Source organism: Aeromonas rivuli (assembly GCF_020149575.1).
Lineage (GTDB): Bacteria > Pseudomonadota > Gammaproteobacteria > Enterobacterales > Aeromonadaceae > Aeromonas > Aeromonas rivuli.
The window spans coordinates 426,568-445,000 of record NZ_CP079742.1 but is presented as its reverse complement, the minus strand read 5'-3'; the positions used below and the strand labels follow the sequence as shown (position 1 = coordinate 445,000).

17 protein-coding genes and 1 pseudogene (1 of these 18 cut by a window edge) are annotated in these 18,433 nt (G+C 60.8%); 5 read left to right on the top strand and 13 right to left on the bottom strand.

Annotated features, from left to right (window positions below; translation table 11 throughout):
* Positions 1-50: the final stretch of an NnrS family protein gene (locus KYK33_RS02000; protein ID WP_224431884.1), read on the top strand. The gene continues 1,147 nt to the left of window position 1, outside the view; 50 of the gene's 1,197 nt are visible here — the last part of the coding sequence; its start codon lies off the left edge, out of view; it ends in the stop codon at positions 48-50.
* A 31-nt stretch (positions 51-81) separates the two neighbouring features.
* Here the strand turns inward: KYK33_RS02000 and KYK33_RS01995 are convergent, their stop codons facing one another.
* Positions 82-648: a helix-turn-helix domain-containing protein gene (locus KYK33_RS01995; RefSeq protein WP_042042016.1), complete on the bottom strand. Its 567-nt coding sequence runs from the start codon at positions 646-648 to the stop codon at positions 82-84.
* A gap of 87 nt (positions 649-735) precedes the next feature.
* Here KYK33_RS01995 and KYK33_RS01990 point away from each other — a divergent pair, with 87 nt between their 5' ends.
* The gene (locus KYK33_RS01990) at positions 736-1,881 is read left to right on the top strand and encodes a benzoate/H(+) symporter BenE family transporter (RefSeq protein WP_042042017.1); all 1,146 of its coding nucleotides are present in this window, start codon (positions 736-738) and stop codon (positions 1,879-1,881) included.
* Positions 1,882-1,959: 78 nt separating this feature from the next.
* Here KYK33_RS01990 and metF read toward each other — a convergent pair whose 3' ends face one another.
* On the bottom strand, positions 1,960-2,850 hold the full coding sequence (gene metF, locus KYK33_RS01985) for a methylenetetrahydrofolate reductase (RefSeq protein WP_005907772.1): 891 nt from the start codon (positions 2,848-2,850) through the stop codon (positions 1,960-1,962).
* Positions 2,851-3,180: 330 nt separating this feature from the next.
* Here metF and KYK33_RS01980 point away from each other — a divergent pair, with 330 nt between their 5' ends.
* Positions 3,181-3,984 (top strand): GNAT family N-acetyltransferase, encoded by an 804-nt coding sequence (locus tag KYK33_RS01980; RefSeq protein ID WP_224431883.1) that lies wholly within the window; start codon positions 3,181-3,183, stop codon positions 3,982-3,984.
* Positions 3,985-4,076: 92 nt separating this feature from the next.
* Here KYK33_RS01980 and KYK33_RS01975 read toward each other — a convergent pair whose 3' ends face one another.
* The 3 genes from KYK33_RS01975 to KYK33_RS01965 all read right to left on the bottom strand — a co-directional run bounded on the left by KYK33_RS01975 (position 4,077) and on the right by KYK33_RS01965 (position 8,312).
* Positions 4,077-5,537, bottom strand: a complete 1,461-nt coding sequence (locus tag KYK33_RS01975) for an ABC transporter substrate-binding protein (protein ID WP_224431882.1) — start codon at positions 5,535-5,537, stop codon at positions 4,077-4,079.
* 8 nt (positions 5,538-5,545) lie between these two features.
* Positions 5,546-7,525 carry a methyl-accepting chemotaxis protein gene (locus KYK33_RS01970; RefSeq protein ID WP_224431881.1) on the bottom strand — a complete coding sequence of 660 codons (1,980 nt, stop codon included), beginning with the start codon at positions 7,523-7,525 and terminating at the stop codon, positions 5,546-5,548.
* A gap of 175 nt (positions 7,526-7,700) precedes the next feature.
* Positions 7,701-8,312: an OmpW family outer membrane protein gene (locus KYK33_RS01965; RefSeq protein WP_042042023.1), complete on the bottom strand. Its 612-nt coding sequence runs from the start codon at positions 8,310-8,312 to the stop codon at positions 7,701-7,703.
* 328 nt (positions 8,313-8,640) lie between these two features.
* Between KYK33_RS01965 and KYK33_RS20110 the strand changes: the two genes are divergently transcribed.
* The gene (locus tag KYK33_RS20110) at positions 8,641-8,769 is read left to right on the top strand and encodes a hypothetical protein (protein ID WP_263479990.1); all 129 of its coding nucleotides are present in this window, start codon (positions 8,641-8,643) and stop codon (positions 8,767-8,769) included.
* Between the two features lie 162 nt (positions 8,770-8,931).
* Here the strand turns inward: KYK33_RS20110 and uvrA are convergent.
* From uvrA to KYK33_RS01925, 8 genes and pseudogenes are all read right to left on the bottom strand, one after another.
* Positions 8,932-11,751: pseudogene (uvrA, locus tag KYK33_RS01960) on the bottom strand (excinuclease ABC subunit UvrA); the annotation flags it as partial.
* A gap of 83 nt (positions 11,752-11,834) precedes the next feature.
* Positions 11,835-12,143, bottom strand: a complete 309-nt coding sequence (csgH, locus tag KYK33_RS01955; RefSeq protein ID WP_224431880.1) for a curli-like amyloid fiber formation chaperone CsgH — start codon at positions 12,141-12,143, stop codon at positions 11,835-11,837.
* 179 nt (positions 12,144-12,322) lie between these two features.
* Entirely contained in the window at positions 12,323-13,897 is a 1,575-nt protein-coding gene (locus KYK33_RS01950) for a curlin (protein ID WP_224431879.1), read from the bottom strand.
* Between the two features lie 34 nt (positions 13,898-13,931).
* A complete protein-coding gene (locus tag KYK33_RS01945) occupies positions 13,932-14,453 on the bottom strand; it encodes an RIP homotypic interaction motif-containing protein (RefSeq protein WP_224431878.1) in 522 nt (173 codons plus the stop codon).
* A 274-nt stretch (positions 14,454-14,727) separates the two neighbouring features.
* Positions 14,728-15,582, bottom strand: a complete 855-nt coding sequence (locus KYK33_RS01940; RefSeq protein ID WP_224431877.1) for a CsgG/HfaB family protein — start codon at positions 15,580-15,582, stop codon at positions 14,728-14,730.
* Between the two features lie 7 nt (positions 15,583-15,589).
* The gene (locus KYK33_RS01935) at positions 15,590-15,988 is read right to left on the bottom strand and encodes a curli assembly protein CsgF (protein WP_042042027.1); all 399 of its coding nucleotides are present in this window, start codon (positions 15,986-15,988) and stop codon (positions 15,590-15,592) included.
* An 11-nt stretch (positions 15,989-15,999) separates the two neighbouring features.
* Positions 16,000-16,437, bottom strand: coding sequence for a CsgE family curli-type amyloid fiber assembly protein (locus KYK33_RS01930; RefSeq protein ID WP_052448216.1), 438 nt, complete (start codon positions 16,435-16,437; stop codon positions 16,000-16,002).
* Positions 16,437-17,081: a LuxR C-terminal-related transcriptional regulator gene (locus KYK33_RS01925; RefSeq protein WP_224431876.1), complete on the bottom strand. Its 645-nt coding sequence runs from the start codon at positions 17,079-17,081 to the stop codon at positions 16,437-16,439. Before KYK33_RS01925 ends, KYK33_RS01930 begins: the two co-directional genes overlap by 1 nt.
* Before the next feature lie 552 nt (positions 17,082-17,633).
* Between KYK33_RS01925 and KYK33_RS01920 the strand changes: the two genes are divergently transcribed.
* Positions 17,634-18,221: a single-stranded DNA-binding protein gene (locus tag KYK33_RS01920; protein WP_042042028.1), complete on the top strand. Its 588-nt coding sequence runs from the start codon at positions 17,634-17,636 to the stop codon at positions 18,219-18,221.
* Positions 18,222-18,433: the final 212 nt, after the last annotated feature.

Below are 18,433 nucleotides of genomic sequence, written 5' to 3'. Positions count from 1 at the left end.
TATATGCGCCCATATTGAGCCGCCCCCGACTTGACGGCAGACCCGGCTAAGCGGGTTGGCCGCTGGATGGTCCAGGAGGATTCAGCTCCGGGCCGGATAGTGGATCAGGTTATGGAACCTGGCTGGCTGCTCGCCCAGGTTGCGATAGCCATGGGGGCGGTCGGCGGCAAAGCGCATCGCTTCCCCATTGCCGAGTCGGTGCCACTCCCCCTCGACCAACAGATCCATCTCTCCGGCGATGACGATGACATGTTCGGTCACCCCCACCTCATGAGCGTCGGATTCGCGCCGATAGCCGGGCAACAGGGTCAGTTCAAACAACTCAAAGCCGACACTCGCCTCGAATGGAAAGAGCGGAGCGACCAACATTCCCTCCCCGGCGGGCTGCTGACGGATCTCGTCAGCGACCCGTCGCAGGGTTGCACGGCTGGGCTCTGGCGCCGGCTCGATGAAGCTGGAGAAAGAGACCCGAAAGCCGGTCGCAATCTTCCAGAGGGTTGCCACTGTCGGGCTGGATTCGCCACGCTCTATCTGACCGAGCATGGCCTTGCTCACCCCGGTTTCCCGCGCCGCGACATCCAGGCTCCAGCCCAGTTCACTCCTCAGGCCTTTTAATCGCTGTGCCAGATGCTGGCTCATGGTCTGCATGACAACCCCTTGTGCGTTATAGCGCTCAATCTTATACTCAGCCCTTATTGTACGTAATAACGCACAAACTGACACAAGGATGTCCCCATGCCATTCGCACTCCCCCATCTGGTCGCCGGCTTCATTGCCGTGCTGGTCGGTTACACCAGCTCAGTGGTGCTCATCATCCAGGCGGCCAGTGCCGCCGGTGCCGATCCCGCCCAGACCGCCTCCTGGCTCTGGACGCTGGGGATAGGCATGGGCCTTAGTTGCATCGGGCTCTCCCTTTATTACCGCACGCCGATACTGACGGCCTGGTCGACCCCGGGGGCGGCCCTGCTCATCACCAGTCTGGGTCAGTTCAGCCTGGCAGACGCCATCGGCGCCTTTCTGCTCTCTTCGCTCTTGATCACCCTGTGTGGCATCACTGGCTGGTTCGAGCGGCTGATGCGGCAGATCCCGGCCAGTCTGGCCGCCGCCATGCTGGCCGGGGTGCTGCTGCGCTTCGGCTTGGATCTGTTCAAGATCACCCCGACAGACCCGCTGCTTATCGGGGCCCTGTTGCTGAGCTTTATCGTCGCCCGCCATCTCTGGCCACGCTATACCATGGTGGTGGTGCTGGCGGTGGGGGTTTCCTTGTGCGGCCTGCGTGGTCAGTTGCAGCTGGCCGAGGTCAGCTGGCAGCTGGCAAGCCCGGTCTGGGTCAGCCCGCATTTTTCCCTCGATGCCTTGTTTGGCATTGCTCTGCCGCTGTTCATTGTCACCATGACCTCTCAGAACATGCCGGGTATCGCCACCCTCAGAGCCCACGGTTATCACATTTCCTCTTCTGCCCTGGTGGGTTGGACGGGATTCATCGGCGTCATACTGGCCCCCTTCGGAGGCTTTGCCTTCAATCTGGCCGCCATCACCGCCGCCATCTGCATGGGCAAGGAGGTGGATCAGGATCCGACCAGACGCTGGGCGGCATCCGTCTGGGCAGGTGGCTTCTATCTGATCAGCGGCTGCTTTGGCGCCACTGTCGTCGCCCTGTTCAACGGTTTTCCGCCAGCCCTGGTGACGGCAATCGCGGGCCTGGCGCTGCTCGGCACCATAGGCAACAGTCTCTACTCGGCGCTGCAACACGAGAGGGAGCGGGAAGCCGCCCTGCTCACCTTCATGGTCACGGCCTCGGGCATCAGCCTGATCGGTGTGGGATCCGCCTGCTGGGGCCTGCTCATCGGCTGGGGCCTGTATCGGTTAAGGCGCAGCTGATCCTCATTTGTGGATCCCTCACATAGCAAAAGGCCAGTGCAGTGCACTGGCCTTTTTGTCGCTGGCAGAGCCACAGGCTTATACCTTGGGACGTACCCCCAGGGTGTGGCAGATGGCATAGGTCAGCTCGGAGCGGTTCAGGGTATAGAAGTGGAAATCCTTCACCCCTTCCTGGCTCAGCACCCGTACCTGATCGATGGCGATGCTGGCACCCACCAGGTTGCGGGTCATCTGATCGTTATCCAGCCCTTCGAAACGCTGGTGCATCCAGCGTGGTACCTTGACGTTGGTGAAACCGGCAAACTTGGCCAGGGTCTGGAAATTGGAGACCGGCAGTATGCCCGGCACTATCTCGGCATCGATGCCGATGGCGGCGCAGCGATCCCTGAAACGCAGGTAGGTTTCCACATCGAAGAAGAACTGGGTGATGGCCCGATTGGCACCGGCATCTATCTTGCGCTTCAGACTCAGCAAGTCTGATTGCGCGCTCCGGGCTTCCGGGTGCCCTTCCGGATAGGCGGCCACCGAGATATCGAAGTCGGCCTCGGCCTTGAGCAGCGCGACCAAGTCCGTTGCATACATCTCCGGCTTGTCGACGCCCTGGGGCAGGTCACCGCGCAGGGCAACGATGTGACGGATACCGCTGTTCCAGTAGTCGCGGGCTATGGTGCGCAGTTCGTCACGGCTGGCATCGATACAGGTCAGGTGTGGCGCGGCGATGAGGCCGGTGCGATCCTTGATGTCCTTGATCACCTTGTGGGTGCGATCCCGGGTACCCGAGTTGGCACCATAGGTCACGGAGACAAACTTGGGTTCCAGTACCTTGAGGCGCTCTATGGATTGCCAGAGGGTATTCTCCATCCCTTCGCTGTTGGGCGGGAAAAATTCGAAACTGACCCCTATGTCACCACTTAAATCGGCCAGACTCTGGTTGAGTGCTTCAACCTGACGTGCACTGTGAAATCCCATCGCTCTACTCCCTGCCCTGCTCGCTGCTCTTCCTGACGCCAAATGAATGTCTGGACGTCTAAACGTCTTGCTATCTTTAAGACAAACCGCTCGAATGTCAATCAGGAAATGGCTCACCACCAAAATAGGGCCCATATGTGGCCACATTATCTCGTTATTGCGAGTTGGCTCCCATGCCAAAACGCTTTGGCTCAGGGTATGATGGCGGCGGATCGTCCTGGACGCTCTGAATCTGCGTGTGATTGTTTGGCCGGAGCCCCGCTCCGGCCCCTTTTTCAATATCCAGCCTCCCCTGCCGATAACCCAGTATCCCACTAGCAGGAGCTCATCATGGATACCCATCCCGGCTTTGCCACCGACCTGCTGTTCGACCGCTATCAGGGCGAGGTCAGCGCACACCCCCACTTTTGGGCGGTGCGCACCCCCACTGCCCCCGATTACTACTTCGGCAACTACCTGTTGCTGAGCGCGGCCCCGAGCGATCGGGACAAGGGCTGGCTGGAGCAGAGCTTCGACAAGCTGATTGCGACGGATCCCAGGGTACGCCATCGCACCTTCCAATGGCCTCTGGCCGAAGGGCAGAACAGCCGGGTTGCCGGCTTCGTTGCGACCGGTTACCAGTATATGGAGTGCGTGGTGCTGACCCTGGAGCGGGCGCAGTTGCTCACTCCCCCCGACAGCCCAGGAGCCCATATCCGCCCTTTCACGGCGACAGACTGGGCCGATTGGCTCGCCCTGGAGTTGGAGGAACGCGAGCCAGACTACCCGGCCGAGAGTTATCTCGCCTACCTGGAGAGCCGCCAACGGCTCTATCAGACCATGACGGACGATGGGCTGGGCAACTGGTGGGGTCTCTGGCAGGGCGATCAGCTGGCGGCGAGTTGCGGCCTCTTCTTCACCGCAACCCTGGGCCGCTTCCAGCTGGTGCGTACTCGCCAGGCCTGGCGCAACCGTGGCCTCTGCAAGCTGTTGCTCGCCCGGGTCGCCGAACAGGGCCTGATCCGGGTGCCACAATTGGTGATAGTGGCGGACGAGCAGTATCACGCCCAGCGGGTTTATCGTGACCTGGGCTTCATCCCCACTGCCCGCATCGCCAGCCTCTGCCGCTGGCCCCGGGAAGAGGAAGCCCCCTGAGGAGCTGGCTCGGCGAGCATCGAAATAGAGAAGGGAGGCCTGCGCCTCCCTTCTCTATTTCTGCAACCAGGTTCATCGGGCCCTGCAGCCAGTCACTGAGCCCCCTCCAGCTGCTGAGCCAGGGCCGCCTCCGTCTGCGGGCTGGCCGCAGGCAAAGGGGCGGCCTCAGCCACAGTGGCCGCACTGCCCTCGGCCTGAACCGGCGCTGATGTCTGGGCGGGTGCTGTGGTCAGCGTCTCGTCGATAACCGGGGCTGTCGCCAGGGGATCGCTGGAGGCCGCTGGAGCCTCGCATTGGCAAGCGGCGCCCTTGGCCTTGTTGCCCTGATGGGGGGCATACCAGGCCTTGAGCTCCTCTTCAAGCAAGGTCGCCGCCCCTTGCGGCGTCTGCTTGCCCAGCAGCACGGCCTGACTCTGGCTTGCCAACTCATCCCCCAGTTTGGGTTCGCCGCGAGACAGGATCTGCGTCGCAACCCGGATGGTGGAGTCACACTGATCCCGCCACTCCATCATCTCCCGCGCCGCCGGATTGCTCACCTCGAAGAAGTGGTTGGAGAGGGAGAAGAAGCCGGGCAAGGCATTGGTATACAGCTCGGCAAACTGGGCGCTGGTCAGCCACTGCAGGAAGGCCATGGCAGCCTCCTTGTTTTTGCTGGCGGGGTTGAGCCCCATGCCGATGTCGGTGTGATCGGTGAAGAAGCAACCGTCACCACGCTTGGCGACCGGGGGACGCATCACCCCGAAGTCCAGCTTGCCGGTGAAGGGAGCTATCTCCCAGGAGCCCGCCACATAGAAGGCCGCCTTGCCACTGGTGAACAGCTCATTGGTCGCGGCGTAGTCCCGCGCTGCGGCGCCCTCGCCCAGATAGGGGCGCCAGCGCGCCAGCTCCTCGAACACCTGCCGGTACTGAGGATCGTCGAGTCGCTCCTGGCCATTGACCAGCGCCAGGCGACCATCTTCCCCCTTCCAGTAGTTGGGACCTATGTTCTGGAAGCCGAGCTCGGAGGCGACCCAGCTCTCGCTGCCGCTCATGGCCAGCGGCACATAGCGACCGTCTGCCTTCACCTTCTCCAATACCTGGAAGAAATCCTCCCGGGTCTCGGGCAGGCTCAGGCCCAGCTCCTTGAAGATCGTCTTGTTATAGAAGAAGCCGTGAATGACGGAGGCCATGGGCACACAGAAGGTCTGAGCCCCGGAGTCCGTCTGCCAGGGCGACTGGGCGAAGCTCGGGAAGTTCTCCATCCCGGCCATCTCGGTCAATTCGGCGAGATAACCCGCCTTGAACAGTGCCAGGGAGTCATCAAAGGGGCGACAGGTGATGAGGTCCCCCGCCTTGCCCGCCTTCAGGCTCTGCCACAGGGTCGGCATGTACTCGACGTTCTGCACCCCGTTGAATGTCACCTGGATGCCCGGGTGAGCGGCCTCGAAGGCCGGGATGATCTTCTGCTCCCACAACGCCTTGTCATCTATCCGCCAGCTCTCGATCACCAGCTCACTGGCCATCAGCTGACCACACAACAGGAGACTCAGGGCTCCGATCCACTTGTTAGCCATAAGTCCTCTCATACCTTGAAATGGGCGATCAATTGCTGCTGCTTGGCAACCAGATTGGCGAGCACCTCGCTGCTGCTGGCCGATTGGCGGGCTTCCCGCTCCGTCTCGTAGGCCACCTCGGCAATACCGGAGATGTGGCGAGCCACCCCCTGGCTGACCGAGATCTGCTCCTGGGCCGCGTGGGCCACCTGATCCGCCATCGACTTGATGGCGCTCATCCGCTCGGCGATGGATTGCAGGGCCGCATCCATCTGGCGGGTCTGGTCGACACAGCTGCCGGTCTGCTCCTGGCTGCGGCCCATCACCTCGACGACCTGGCTGCTGGCGCTCTGCAAGTTTTCGATCATGGCCTGGATCTCTTCCGTACTGGTCTGGGTCCGGTTGGCCAGCGCCCGCACCTCGTCGGCCACCACGGCGAAGCCGCGACCGGCTTCGCCGGCCCGGGCCGCCTCGATGGCGGCGTTGAGCGCCAGCAGATTGGTCTGCTCGGCGATGCCGCGAATGACGTCCAGAATGCTGCCGATGTTGTGACTGAACTCCCCCAGCTTGTGGGTGATGCCCACGGCCTCGGCCATGGCACCGGCCAGCTCTTCGGTAAGGCGGCGAGTCACGGCGACCTGCTGCCGACCGGCGCGAGCCTCTTCGTCGGCAAGATCGACTTCGTGTTTGGTGCCATCGGTGGAGCGAGCCACCTCGGTGGCGCTCACCTCCAGCTCGGTGATGGCGGCGGCCACCTGATCGGTCTGGCTCTTCTGATCCTGCACCCGGGCCATGGCTCGCTCGCTGATCTCGGCGGCGCGACTCGCCTCCTCCACCAGATGGCGGGAACCGGCATTGATCTGAGCCAGCAGTTCACCCGTCTTGCCCGCCAGGGTATCGATGGAGCGAGACAGGCTGCCGAACTCGCAGCGACTGCGATAATCGATGCGGCGGGTCATGTCCCCTGCGGCCATCAGGCCAAGCTCATGACCAATGCGCTGCAAGGGGCGCTGTATGCTGCGGGCCGTGGTGTAACCGATCAGCAGCGCGGCGGCGGCAGAGACTGCCGCCACCAGCAGGATCCAGATGCTGGCACTGCTGACGGCGTCATCGGCCAGGGAGCGGCTGGAGCTGGCGATGGTGCCGGCACTCTTGCCCATCTCATCGAGCTGGCTCAGGCTGCTGACCAACGCGGCATCGAGCTGCTGGTTGAGTTGATTCAGGGAGCTGGCCAACTGCTGGCTCTGACGCATGGTGGCGAGCAGACCCTGTTTGCCGAGGGCCAGCTCCTGCATCCTGTCCAGGTTGGAGACGAAGCGCTGCTTGACGTCGGCGGGCACATCGACCCGCTCCAGCCGCTTGCGGGCCATCTCGATGTCCTTGCCGAGCACCCGCTCCAGTTCATTGAGATCCGTGCCTGCATCGGCGCGGCGTATGTTCTTCAGATCCCGGGCGATGCCGGAGGTGATGAGCTCAGCCTTGTTGCGCATGGATCGCTTGGTGGACGCCTGCTGCAACAGCAGATCCGCAGCCCACTGGTAGGTATCTTCCAGACGGATGAAGGCCATCTCCAGCTGGTGACGCTGGGCCAGGGTATCGACCCATTGGCGATGTTGACTCAGCACCTGACCCGCCAGGGCGAAGAACTGTCCCGTGGCCTGCTCCACCCCGGCGAAGCGCGACCGGGCCTCGTCCAGCTCGGTGAAGCGCCCCATCTGCTGACTCAGGGTCTTGAAACCGGCCTGCTGCTGCTCGAAGCGACTGGCCAACTCAGGCAGGCTACCGGCCTGTTCGCTGGCCCTGTACTCCAGTACCCAGCGGTTGCTGTCTTGCAACGCTCCCTTGAGGCCCGCCACAGTGATGACCAGAGGGGTGGCCTTATCCGAGACCTGAGAGAGGCCGTCACTGATCCCCCGTATCTTGAGGGCGCTGACGACCCCCAGCAGGACCAACAACAGCAGCATCAACACGAATCCGGCAATGATCCGCTGCACAATAGACAAACCCATGAGACATCCTCACTCGTTGGGGAAAGGGACAGTGCTGAGGGTATCGGCCGGGAAGTGAATAGTTGGAGCCTTGATAGGGGTATTTATGCCCTTGAGACAGCAAGGGTATCAATGGAAACCATAAAAGAGCCCGGCAGCGCCGGGCTAAAGGGACGTGCAGTGCAACTCGCGAGTATTAGAAGCGGTAGCCGACGCCGACCATGAAGGCCACGGGGTCGATGGAGGTCTTGATCCCCTCACCGCCGTTGACGTGCACCTCGGTGTCTATGTCCATGATCCAGGCCGAGCCGTTGACGAACCAGCGGTCATTGATCGCCATGTCGATACCAATCTGACCGGCCACCCCCCAGGAGTCATCCAGCTTGACGTCGGCACCATCCAGGGCACCCTTGCCCTTCTCGCTGAAGAAGGTGGTGTAGTTGATGCCGATGCCCACATAGGGGCGCACCTTGCTCTGGGCATCCCCGAAGTAGTATTGGGCCATCAGGGTCGGCGGCAGCTGTTTGACCTTGGCGACCTCTCCCAGCCCCGGCGTGCTGACCGAGTGGGAGAAGGGGGTGGCGGCCAGGAGCTCGACACCCCAGTTGTCGGTGATCAGATAGGAGAGGGTCAGCCCGAGCTGCATGTCGTCATCAATCTGGAACTCGCCCGAACCCAGTACATCGTCGCTGCTCTCCTGAGGAGAGACGAAGGCCAGGCCACCGCGCACCAGGATATCCCCGGCCTGATGGGCCATGACGGGAGAGGCAAAGGCGGCTGCGATCATCAGAGGAAGAAACTTGTTCATCACCATATTTCCTTTTTTAGTTTTCGTTCTGTGTTGTAAGCAGGGCGACTATAAAAGGATGTGACTGGCCGGTTATTGATTTGGCGCAAAAGTTACCAATAAATAGATAGATGTACGAAATAGCTTATTCACGCGAAAAGCGCCGCATGTGAATAACATAACCAACTGATTTAAAATGATTAACTATAATAACGCTCTTTATTTGCAACGATTAATGCATAAACGGAATATAAGTTTTGTGATACGAGTTGGCTATTTTTTGATTGCAGCTTGTTATCGGCTAGCGTATTTTCCGCATCCATTGTTGTCGAGTTGTCACCCTGTTTTTATGAAAAAGCCCTATCAGCCTCATCCCGTCACCAGCATACTGGCCGCTATCTTCGGCCTCGGCTCCCTGCTGTTTATCTTCGTCGGCTTCTGTCTCGGGCTCGCCTGGCTGATGGTGCGGACGCACTGAGGCTGGATAGGAGAGAGGGGCCCGATGGGCCCCTCTCTGTTACGGTCACGTTGCCCGTTGTTCATATGCTGGCAGCGGCGGCTATTCGCTCTGCGCTGCCTGGCGCGGTTTGCGCCCCTTGCGCACTGCCGGTTGGCTGGCTTGCCTGGCCCCATGCTTGTCCAGCAAGGGGGCCAGGAAGCGCGCCGTGTGCGACTCTTTGTTCTTGGCAACCTGCTCCGGGGTACCGGTCACCAGGATACGGCCACCACCGGCCCCCCCTTCCGGCCCCAGATCCACCACCCAGTCCGCGGTCTTGATGACATCCAGATTGTGCTCGATGATCACCATGGTATTGCCCCTGTCCCGCAGCTGATGCAGCACCTTGAGCAGTTGCTGAATGTCGTGGAAATGCAGGCCCGTGGTCGGTTCATCCAGGATATAGAGAGTCTTGCCGGTGTCGCGCTTGGAGAGCTCCCGCGCCAGCTTGACCCGCTGCGCCTCCCCCCCCGACAAGGTGGTCGCCGACTGGCCGAGGCGGATGTAGGAGAGACCCACGTCCATCAGGGTCTGCAGCTTGCGCGCCACCGCGGGCACCGGGTCGAAGAAGCCACGGGCATCTTCCACCGTCATCTCCAGGATCTCGTTGATGTTCTTGCCCTTGTACTTCACCTCCAGGGTCTCGCGGTTGTAGCGCTTGCCCTTGCAGACATCGCAGGGCACATAGACGTCTGGCAGGAAGTGCATCTCCACCTTGATAACCCCATCCCCCTGACAGGCCTCGCAGCGACCCCCCTTCACGTTGAAGGAGAAGCGACCCGGCTGGTAGCCGCGTGAACGCGCCTCCTGAGTGCCGGAGAGCAGCTCACGGATCGGGGTAAACAGCCCGGTGTAAGTCGCCGGGTTGGAGCGCGGGGTGCGGCCGATGGGGCTCTGATCGATATCCACCACCTTGTCGAGCTGATCCAGCCCCTCGATGCTGCGATAAGGGGCCGGGGTCGATTCGGTCGCCTTGTTCAGCTCCCGGTGGGCAATGCGGAACAGGGTGTCGTTGATCAGGGTCGACTTGCCGGAACCGGATACCCCGGTGACGCAGGTCATGACCCCGAGCGGAAGATCCAGGTTGACGCTGCGCAGGTTGTTGCCGCTTGCCCCCTTGAGCTTGAGCCAGCGATCGGTGAGCGGGGTGCGCTGCGCAGGGACGGCGATCTCCTTGCGGCCGGAGAGGTAGTCACCGGTCAGGGAGTCCGGGTTATTGATGATCTCCTCCGGGGTGCCTTGCGCGACGATGGCACCGCCATGTACCCCGGCCCCCGGCCCGATGTCGAGCACATGGTCGGCGAGGCGAATGGCGTCTTCATCGTGCTCCACCACTATCACGGTATTGCCGAGATCGCGCAGGTGGGTCAGGGTCTTGAGCAGCCGTTCGTTGTCCCGCTGATGCAGACCGATGGAGGGTTCATCCAGTACATACATGACCCCCACCAGACCGGCCCCTATCTGGCTCGCCAAGCGGATGCGCTGGGCTTCGCCACCGGACAGGGTCTCGGCGCTGCGGGACAGGCTCAGATAGTTGAGCCCCACATTGACCAGGAAGCCGAGCCGCTCGACGATCTCTTTCAAGATCTTGTCGGCTATCTGGGCACGCTGGCCGGTGAGCGCCAGCCCCTCGAAGAAGGCCAGGGCATCGCCGATGGATTGCTCGGCAATGGCGGAAAGGTTGCGATTATCGACGAACACATGGCGCGCCTCCTCCCGCAGTCGGCTGCCGCCGCAGCTGGTGCAGGACTTGTTGGCAATGTATTTGGAGAGCTCTTCGCGCACCGAGTTGGATTCGGTCTCCCGGTAGCGGCGCTCCATGTTGTGCAAGATCCCCTCGAAGGGGTGTTTGCGCACCACCACATCACCGCGATCGTTCATGTAGCGGAACTCGATCTCGGTTTTGCCCGAGCCCCGCAGCAGCACCTCCTGCACCTTGGCGGGCAGATCCCCCCAAGGGAGCTCCAGATCGAACTTGTAGTGCTCGGCAAGGGATTTCAGCATCTGGAAGTAATAGAAGCTGCGCTTGTCCCAACCACGGATGGCGCCCCCGGCCAGGCTCTGGCTCGGGTCGTGGATCAGCTTGGCGGGATCGAAGTACTGTTGTACCCCCAGGCCATCGCAGGTCGGGCAGGCACCGGCCGGGTTGTTGAAGGAGAAGATGCGCGGCTCCAGCTCCGACATGGAGTAGCCGCACTCGGGGCAGGCGAAGTTGGCGGAGAAGGTCATGACCGGCACCTGCTCCTCGCCATCCATGGGCGCCACCAGCACGATACCGCCGGAGAGGGTCAGCGCCGTCTCGAAGGATTCGGCCAAGCGCAGCGCCAGGTCATCGCGCACCTTGAAGCGATCGACCACCACCTCGATGGTGTGCTTCTTGTGCAGCTCCAACGGGGGAGGATCCGAGAGATCGCACACCTCGCCATCGATGCGGGCGCGGATATAACCCTGGGCCGCCAGGTTCTCCAGCAGCTTGCTGTGCTCACCTTTGCGATCGCGCACCACCGGGGCCAGCAGCATCAGCTTGCTGCCTTCGGGCTGGGCCAACACCTGATCCACCATCTGGCTGATGGTCTGGGCGGCGAGCGGGATGGCGTGGGTCGGGCAGCGTGGCTCGCCGACCCGGGCAAACAGCAGGCGCAGATAGTCATAAATTTCGGTGATGGTGCCGACGGTCGAACGCGGGTTGTGCGACGTAGACTTCTGCTCGATGGAGATGGCCGGGGAGAGCCCCTCGATATGATCCACATCCGGCTTCTCCATCAGGGAGAGGAACTGGCGGGCGTAGGCGGAGAGAGACTCCACATAGCGGCGCTGGCCTTCGGCATAGAGGGTATCGAACGCCAGGGACGACTTGCCGGAGCCGGAGAGGCCGGTGACCACGATCAGCTTGTCGCGGGGCAGAGTCAGGTTGATGTTCTTTAGGTTGTGGGTGCGGGCACCCCGGATCACGATTTTTTCCATCTTGTTGCGCGCTCGATACGGTAACCAGAGCGGGCCAGTATGGCATAGAGACTACTGGATGAATAGACAGTCCAGACGGGAAATCATGGGGAGGAGGGACAATGGAATGTCTGGTCGAGCTCGCTCAGCAACAAGGTTTCCTGCCACAGTTGCAACCGTATTCTGACCTGGTAGGGGCAAGCCAGCCCAAGACTCAATCGCCCCAGGGCATGGGGTTGGTTGGCAACCAGTTCGGCCCCCCCGCTCTGGCGCTGATGACTGCGCCCTCCCGCCCCCTGACTCCAGAGATCAAGGGTGAAGGTCAGGGTTCCCGGCTCGGCGCTGCGCAGGGTCGGTGCCACCGTGAGGCCGGTCGGCCCCGGCTCGGCATTGAGGCTTATCTTGGGGATCATCTTGGCCTCCTTGGCCGGGTCAGACTCGCCCGCCCAGACCGTTGGAGACAAGCTAAGCCACAGGAGCAGCATCGCTAGCCGCCGGTGCAGGGGAGTGGTCTGGTGACATGAGCCAACCGACCCGTCCCGAGTCCGCCCCAATAAAAAAGGGGCCCGCAGGCCCCCGAATATGCAAATCATCAGTTGCCGCCCTGATAGACATAGGCGTGGTTGTTGCTGCCATAGACATCGACCTGAGCCGTGTTGTAGCTGGCAGTCTGGACCACATCGACCAGGTTGCCACCGCCGTTCATGCCGGCGTTGACATAGACGTCGGCCACATGGTTGTTGCCGGTCTGGCTGACGGTCAGATCGTTGTCGCTGCCCAGGTAGGACTCGACGGAGGCGTTGTTCAAGTCGCCGGTCTGGGTGACCGTCACGGTCGAGCCGGAGTGGGACGCATCGGCATAGGCCCAGTTGTCGTTACCGGTCTGGGTCACGGTCAGCTCGTTGTCCGAGCCCCAGGTCCAGGCGCCTTTGCCTTCCACATCACGGGCGGCGGCAACCTGGTTGCGATCCCCTTGCTGGTCGATGGCGATCTGGTTGTTGCTGCCCGCTTCCTGCACCGCGTTGGCGTAGTTGTCGTCACCGCTCTGATCGATGGTCACCACGCCAGCGGTGCTGCTCGCCAGCTGCTTGACCACGGCCTGGTTGCCGTCCCCCATCTGCTCGACGCTGGCCTGGTTGCCCGCGCCCCGCTGCTCGGTGTCGGCGCGGTTGCCATCACCCACCTGGATGATGGTGCCCTGCTCGCCGACCCCACCCTGGTAGGCAATCGCCTGGTTGTCATCACCCAGCTGATCGATGGTCAGCACATCGTCACGGCCAGTCTGGTTGGTGTCGATCTCGTTACGGTTGCCAACCTGAGTCAGGGTGGCACTCTCGTTGGTACCGGCCTGGTTGGCGGTCAGGACGTTGCCCTCACCGGCTCCGGAACCGGACTGGGCCGTTTTCACATAGCCATCGACACCGCTCTGGGTCACATAAGCCTTGTTATCGAGATCGCGCTGCTCGACCTGGGCCTCGTTGCCACTTCCCGATTGAGTCACCTTTGCCAGGGTACCCTCCGGATAGACGTAACCGTAGCTATTGGTTGCCTGGGTGACGGTGGCCTTGTTCAGCTGACCGGACTGGGCCACCTGGGCTTCGGCACCATCGGCAATCTGCTGGGAGACGCTGGCCTCATGGCTGTTGCCAAGCTGGCTGACATTGGCGATGGCTTTATCGGACCAGTAGTTGTTGATACTGGCATCGTTGTTGTTGCCAATCTGGCTCACGGTGGAGCTGGCACCATCACCGTTATCCTGCATCACATCGGCACTGTTGTGGTTGCCGACCTGGGCGACGGAGGCGTGGGAGCCTTCGTTGAACACCTGCTGGGTCACGGTCGCGACGTTGAAGTTGCCCGTGCTCGCCACCTGGGCAACGGATCCTGCGGTGCTGGACTCCTGAGTCACCAGGGCATCGTTGCCTGCCCCGGTCTGAGCCACGCTGGCCTCAGACTGGCTGGTGTTCTTCTGGATGGTTTTCGCCTCGTTATCGGCACCAATCTGGCTGATGCTCGCCTGATTGTGGTTGCTGTCATCGAGCTGCTCGACCGTGGCCAAGTTGTTGTTGCCGGTTTGGGCGACAGTGGCCTGGTTGTTGGCGGAAGCCGCCCAGACGCTGGAAGTAGCCAGTAATACGGCAGAGGCGATGATGGTACGTTTGAACATGATTTCCCTCTCGTGCTTTGGTGTGAGCCTGGGCTCAGTTGGTTTGAACTACTCTCACTTGCTGGTTGGCGCCCGCCTGAATGACGGTGGCCGACAGACCGGAGCCGTTTTGCTCTATGCTGGCCAGGTTGCCATCACCGAGCTGAACGGCCCGTGCCCTGTTGTCATATCCGCTCTGGCTGATCCAGGCCTGGTTGTCCATGCCCTGTTGCCACAGCCACATCTGGTTGCCGATGCCGGCCTGATAGAGCTCGGCGCTGTTACCAACCCCGAGCTGAACGGCATCGACCCAGTTATTGTCACCGACCTGCTCCAGGCTCAGCTGTTGCTGCTGGCCCTGTTGCATCAGGCGGACCTGGTTGTCGTTGCCTGACTGGCTGAGCTGCAATTCGTTATCCGATCCGAGCTGCCAGAGATGGGCCTGGTTGCCCTCCCCCCGCTGGATCAGTTCAAGCTCGTTGCCCTGACCCAGTTCGCTCAGGGAGGCCAGGTCCTGCGCCAATGCGGGCAGGCCTAGCAGACTCATGATCAGCAGGACAGGATTCAGGTATTTCATCTGTGATTACCTTTTTGAAGTGCGGGTCCAGTATCCCCAGCCCCCCTGGCCAGGGCCATCAGCCACACAGCTGATTCGAGGCTGATTCGGATCCCGGGTTTGTCTGGGAGAAAAGGCTGAGGTCACGCTGAGCCATCCAGGAGAACAGGGATAGCGCCGAAGGGAGGGATGGGAAATAAACATAAAAAAAACAGGCCCATGACGGGCCTGTGCTGACGTTTTCGAGGAGTGAGCGCGCTCGCCAGAGGGGGCAGTGCCGGATGCGCTCCTGTCGCTAGAGAATGGGGGCGCTGTCTTGCAGATAGCCCTGCAGTATGGGGTTTTCCATGTCCCGCGCATCGGCAAGCTGCCAGAGGTTGTCTCGTACCCCGTTGGCAATGAGCCGGATCACCGCCGATTCGATGGCAGACATGACACACATCTGTACCGGTTCGTTGGTACTGAAACCCGCCTCCGCCTCCAGCAGCCGTTTGTACTCGACGAAGCGGAACACCCCGGCCTGCACCTGCTGGGAGAGGATGGTCTTGGAGGTGGTGACACTGTTGAGAATGCGACCGGAGCGGATATCGACGGCCCTCAGGTTGACGGTCACCTGATCGACCCGGTATTCGCCACTCGCCCCTATGCCGAAATACTTGGCCCCGGCACCGCCGGTGCGCACATTGCTGTCATAGGCGACGATGCCCCCCTCGATCAGGATATTGGCCGCCACCAGCGAGGGTAATTGATGCTGATTATTGCCGGGTACATTGGGTTTGTTTTGCGTGGCCCGCACTATCTTGCGCTCGGTCAGCAGGTTCTGCAGCCCTTCCCGCTCCAGGGGCACGAACCATTGGGAGTCCCAGAGCGCCGTGCTCAGCATCGCGACCCCGCCCTGGGTCACGGCCGTGGAGAAGTTGGAGGCCGGGGCTGGCAGATACTGACCGGTCTGATCGCGAAAATCGTAGACGGCAGCCACTATCTTGCCCTTGGGCTTGGGTAGGCTGATCAGCTCTTTATAAGAGATGGATCTCGGCATCAGGGTCGCCTTCTCGTCTGCCTCGGGAGAACCTATATGCGTGGCACAGCCCCCCAGGACAGAGAGGGTGGCAAGCAAAGGCAGGGCGGCGAACAGGGGTATCCGTTTCATAGCATCCTCAGTCGGCGATCAGGCCATTCACTTCGATCAGGGTGGTTTCGTTCGTCGCTCTATCTGTGATGGAGATGGCCAGGGTGCCATCCTCATCCACCACGTTGATCGCGAACTCGTCGGTGACCAGGCTACCGCTTTGGCTGCCATCCTTGCCGACGTCGGCCAACAGCTGGCTCACCAGCCGCGACTGCAGGCTGGAGGTGAGTCTGTCCAGTGCCGAGGTGCCACTGCTGCCACCGGCTGAGGGATCCTTGTAATCGTTCTGGGCATTGGCCGTGCCCAGCAGGTGACTGCTGTTGAGCGGGTTGCCGCCAAAGCTGGGGTTAACGGGCCGATAGATAAGCTCGGAGGCAGAGGCGGTCATGCTGACCGTCAGCGCCAGGAGCAGGAGGCGTGAGCACATATGCCATGTCCTTATAGTTCATCGTGTTCCAGATCGAAGGTATCCATGAACAGGATGGCGACCTTCTGCTGTCGTAAAACCTCGCTCACCTGAGCCCAGGCCTGCTGCGCGGCAGCCTCCCCCTGACTCCGTACCGGAGAGAGTGCCGTCCTGAACAACACCTTGCGATTGTGGGTGATCCAGATAAGGCTCCCCCAGCGCGCCGTCGGCCGTTCATGTATGGTGATATTCTCTCGGGCATGGGGATCTTCATCCTCCCGCAGCCGGCTGAAGTGGTGATAAAAGCCCTGGCCAAAGCGGGTGAAGGTGCGATCTATGACCAGGCCGCCTATCTCTATCCGGTCGTTCTCCTGCTCGGGTTGCAGGGACTCCAGCGGCGCGTTGGCATCCCCCTCGCTGGCCGCCAGGGCCCCAGAGATCAACCAGAGACAGAGCAGCCAGCTGCGCATCAGTGGGAGCTCGTCATATCGAGGTACTCTTTGGCCCAGCTCACCGCCTGCAACCGATTCTTGACGTTCAGCTTCTTGAAGACGTTATAAAGGTGGGACTTGATGGTGTGCTCGCTGACAAACAGGGTGTCGGCTATTTCGGTATTGGAAGCCCCCGTCATCAAGTAACGAATGATCTCGCGCTCGCGGACCGTCAGCAGATTCTGGCTGCGCTGAGCCGGCTCCATGCCCTGCCGGTAATAGCTGACCAACTCACACATCAGATGACGCGGGATCCAGAACTCCCCCTGCATCACCTTCTTGATACCGGCCACCAGACGATCCAGGGGATCCTGACGGAAGAAGAGACCGCTGGTGTTGGGCCACATCAGCAACAAGTCGCGATCCGTGCTGGTCGGCGCATTGAGCAACACTGTGCTGGCCGATTCGAAGGCGGCAATATCCCGGTTCCAGCCAAACTGCTGGCTCGACTTGAGATAGTCCAGATCGATCAGGAACAGGTTGCAATCTTCGATGGCCAGCAGTTGATCGGGATGGCTGATCAACCGTATCGGCTCACCGAGTTGGGCCATCAGATAGGTAGTGAAGGTCGTCGCCTGAACATTGCCTTCGGTCACGAGTACCAACGGAGTCTCTGTCATCATGGGGCTCTTCCTTGAACGGTGTGCCTGTCGGCTTGCATCGTTTTTATGTGCCAATAATGGTCGCAAGAGAGTAACAAGCCCCGATTTTTACACAGCATTAAAAAAGCATTAGGCGCCATTCAAACCCAAGTGAAACTGTTTTTTTACTAGACAATACAGAGGACTAGGACAGCCCCCCTATTTGGGGGGGGCAAATGAGACATAGATACTCCGGCTGTCATCTCTCTCCTTATCCCTCTGCTATGGGCAATATCTCAAGAACGTGAAGCAGCCCCCACAGCGCCGCTTGCCCGGATCCCGGCACCTGCGTTAGCGTATTGCCGAATACAGAACCCGCGCGTCAAACCCGTTTCGGGTTGCTAAAGATGTGCTATCAACGGCATCAACTGTTACTATGGCGGGCTAATCCGAACGTCGATGGCAGGGCCCATGCCCCATCGACGACAGGCCAGGGCCCCCGCAGGCAAGATGGCGCCGGGCCTGGGCGGCAGCAATATTTTGAGTAGAACCAGACCAGGTAGCTGGTCGGCATATAAAGGTGGAAGAGAGATTATGGCCAGTCGAGGCATCAACAAAGTCATTCTGATCGGTAACCTGGGGCAAGACCCGGAAGTGCGCTACATGCCGAGCGGCGGTGCCGTGACCAACATCACCCTGGCCACCTCCGAAACCTGGCGCGACAAGCAGACTGGTGAGCAGAAAGAGCGCACCGAATGGCATCGTGTGGTGTTCATGGGCAAACTGGCCGAAGTCGCTGGCGAATACCTGAAGAAGGGTTCCCAGGTCTATGTCGAAGGCAAACTGCAGACCCGCAAATGGCAAGATCAGGGTGGCCAGGAGCGCTATACCACTGAAGTATTGGTGGACAGCTTCAGCGGCGTCATGCAGATGCTGGGTGGTCGTCCCCAAGGCGGCGCCGGTCAGGGAATGGGTGGTCAACAGTCCCAGGGCAACTGGGGTCAGCCCCAACAAGCCGCTCCCCAGCAGAATATGCAGCGTCCCTCTGCCCCCCAACAGAATGCAGCGCCGCAACAGAACATGCAGCAGGGTGGTTACAGCCGTCCGCAGCAACAGCCTCAGTCCGCGCCGCCGGTTTACAACGAACCGCCGATGGACTTTGACGACGACATTCCGTTCTAGGATATACCTCTAGTTATTATGTAAATAATATCCCAGTAAGCCTTGTGTTTACTGGGATTTTTTGTTGTTTACAGTTTTTGAAATTAGAGTCTAAGATTGGGCTATCGTATACATTGAAAAATGTGTAAACAAAATGTCCACTGGCTACCGTGTTAAGACTCTCATGCTCACCTCAGGTGAACGCCTTCCTGTCCTTTTGGATAGAGAAGGTT

Excerpts from the sequence above, each read along its gene's own strand:
- KYK33_RS01995 (WP_042042016.1), bottom strand. The coding sequence starts at position 648 with ATGCAGACCATGAGCCAGCATCTGGCACAGCGATTAAAAGGCCTGAGG.
- KYK33_RS01990 (WP_042042017.1), top strand. The coding sequence starts at position 736 with ATGCCATTCGCACTCCCCCATCTGGTCGCCGGCTTCATTGCCGTGCTG.
- metF (WP_005907772.1), bottom strand. The coding sequence starts at position 2,850 with ATGGGATTTCACAGTGCACGTCAGGTTGAAGCACTCAACCAGAGTCTG.
- KYK33_RS01980 (WP_224431883.1), top strand. The coding sequence starts at position 3,181 with ATGGATACCCATCCCGGCTTTGCCACCGACCTGCTGTTCGACCGCTAT.
- KYK33_RS01975 (WP_224431882.1), bottom strand. The coding sequence starts at position 5,537 with ATGGCTAACAAGTGGATCGGAGCCCTGAGTCTCCTGTTGTGTGGTCAG.
- KYK33_RS01970 (WP_224431881.1), bottom strand. The coding sequence starts at position 7,525 with ATGGGTTTGTCTATTGTGCAGCGGATCATTGCCGGATTCGTGTTGATG.
- KYK33_RS01965 (WP_042042023.1), bottom strand. The coding sequence starts at position 8,312 with ATGAACAAGTTTCTTCCTCTGATGATCGCAGCCGCCTTTGCCTCTCCC.
- KYK33_RS20110 (WP_263479990.1), top strand. The coding sequence starts at position 8,641 with ATGAAAAAGCCCTATCAGCCTCATCCCGTCACCAGCATACTGGCCGCT.
- csgH (WP_224431880.1), bottom strand. The coding sequence starts at position 12,143 with ATGATCCCCAAGATAAGCCTCAATGCCGAGCCGGGGCCGACCGGCCTC.
- KYK33_RS01950 (WP_224431879.1), bottom strand. The coding sequence starts at position 13,897 with ATGTTCAAACGTACCATCATCGCCTCTGCCGTATTACTGGCTACTTCC.
- KYK33_RS01945 (WP_224431878.1), bottom strand. The coding sequence starts at position 14,453 with ATGAAATACCTGAATCCTGTCCTGCTGATCATGAGTCTGCTAGGCCTG.
- KYK33_RS01940 (WP_224431877.1), bottom strand. The coding sequence starts at position 15,582 with ATGAAACGGATACCCCTGTTCGCCGCCCTGCCTTTGCTTGCCACCCTC.
- KYK33_RS01935 (WP_042042027.1), bottom strand. The coding sequence starts at position 15,988 with ATGTGCTCACGCCTCCTGCTCCTGGCGCTGACGGTCAGCATGACCGCC.
- KYK33_RS01930 (WP_052448216.1), bottom strand. The coding sequence starts at position 16,437 with ATGCGCAGCTGGCTGCTCTGTCTCTGGTTGATCTCTGGGGCCCTGGCG.
- KYK33_RS01925 (WP_224431876.1), bottom strand. The coding sequence starts at position 17,081 with ATGATGACAGAGACTCCGTTGGTACTCGTGACCGAAGGCAATGTTCAG.
- KYK33_RS01920 (WP_042042028.1), top strand. The coding sequence starts at position 17,634 with ATGGCCAGTCGAGGCATCAACAAAGTCATTCTGATCGGTAACCTGGGG.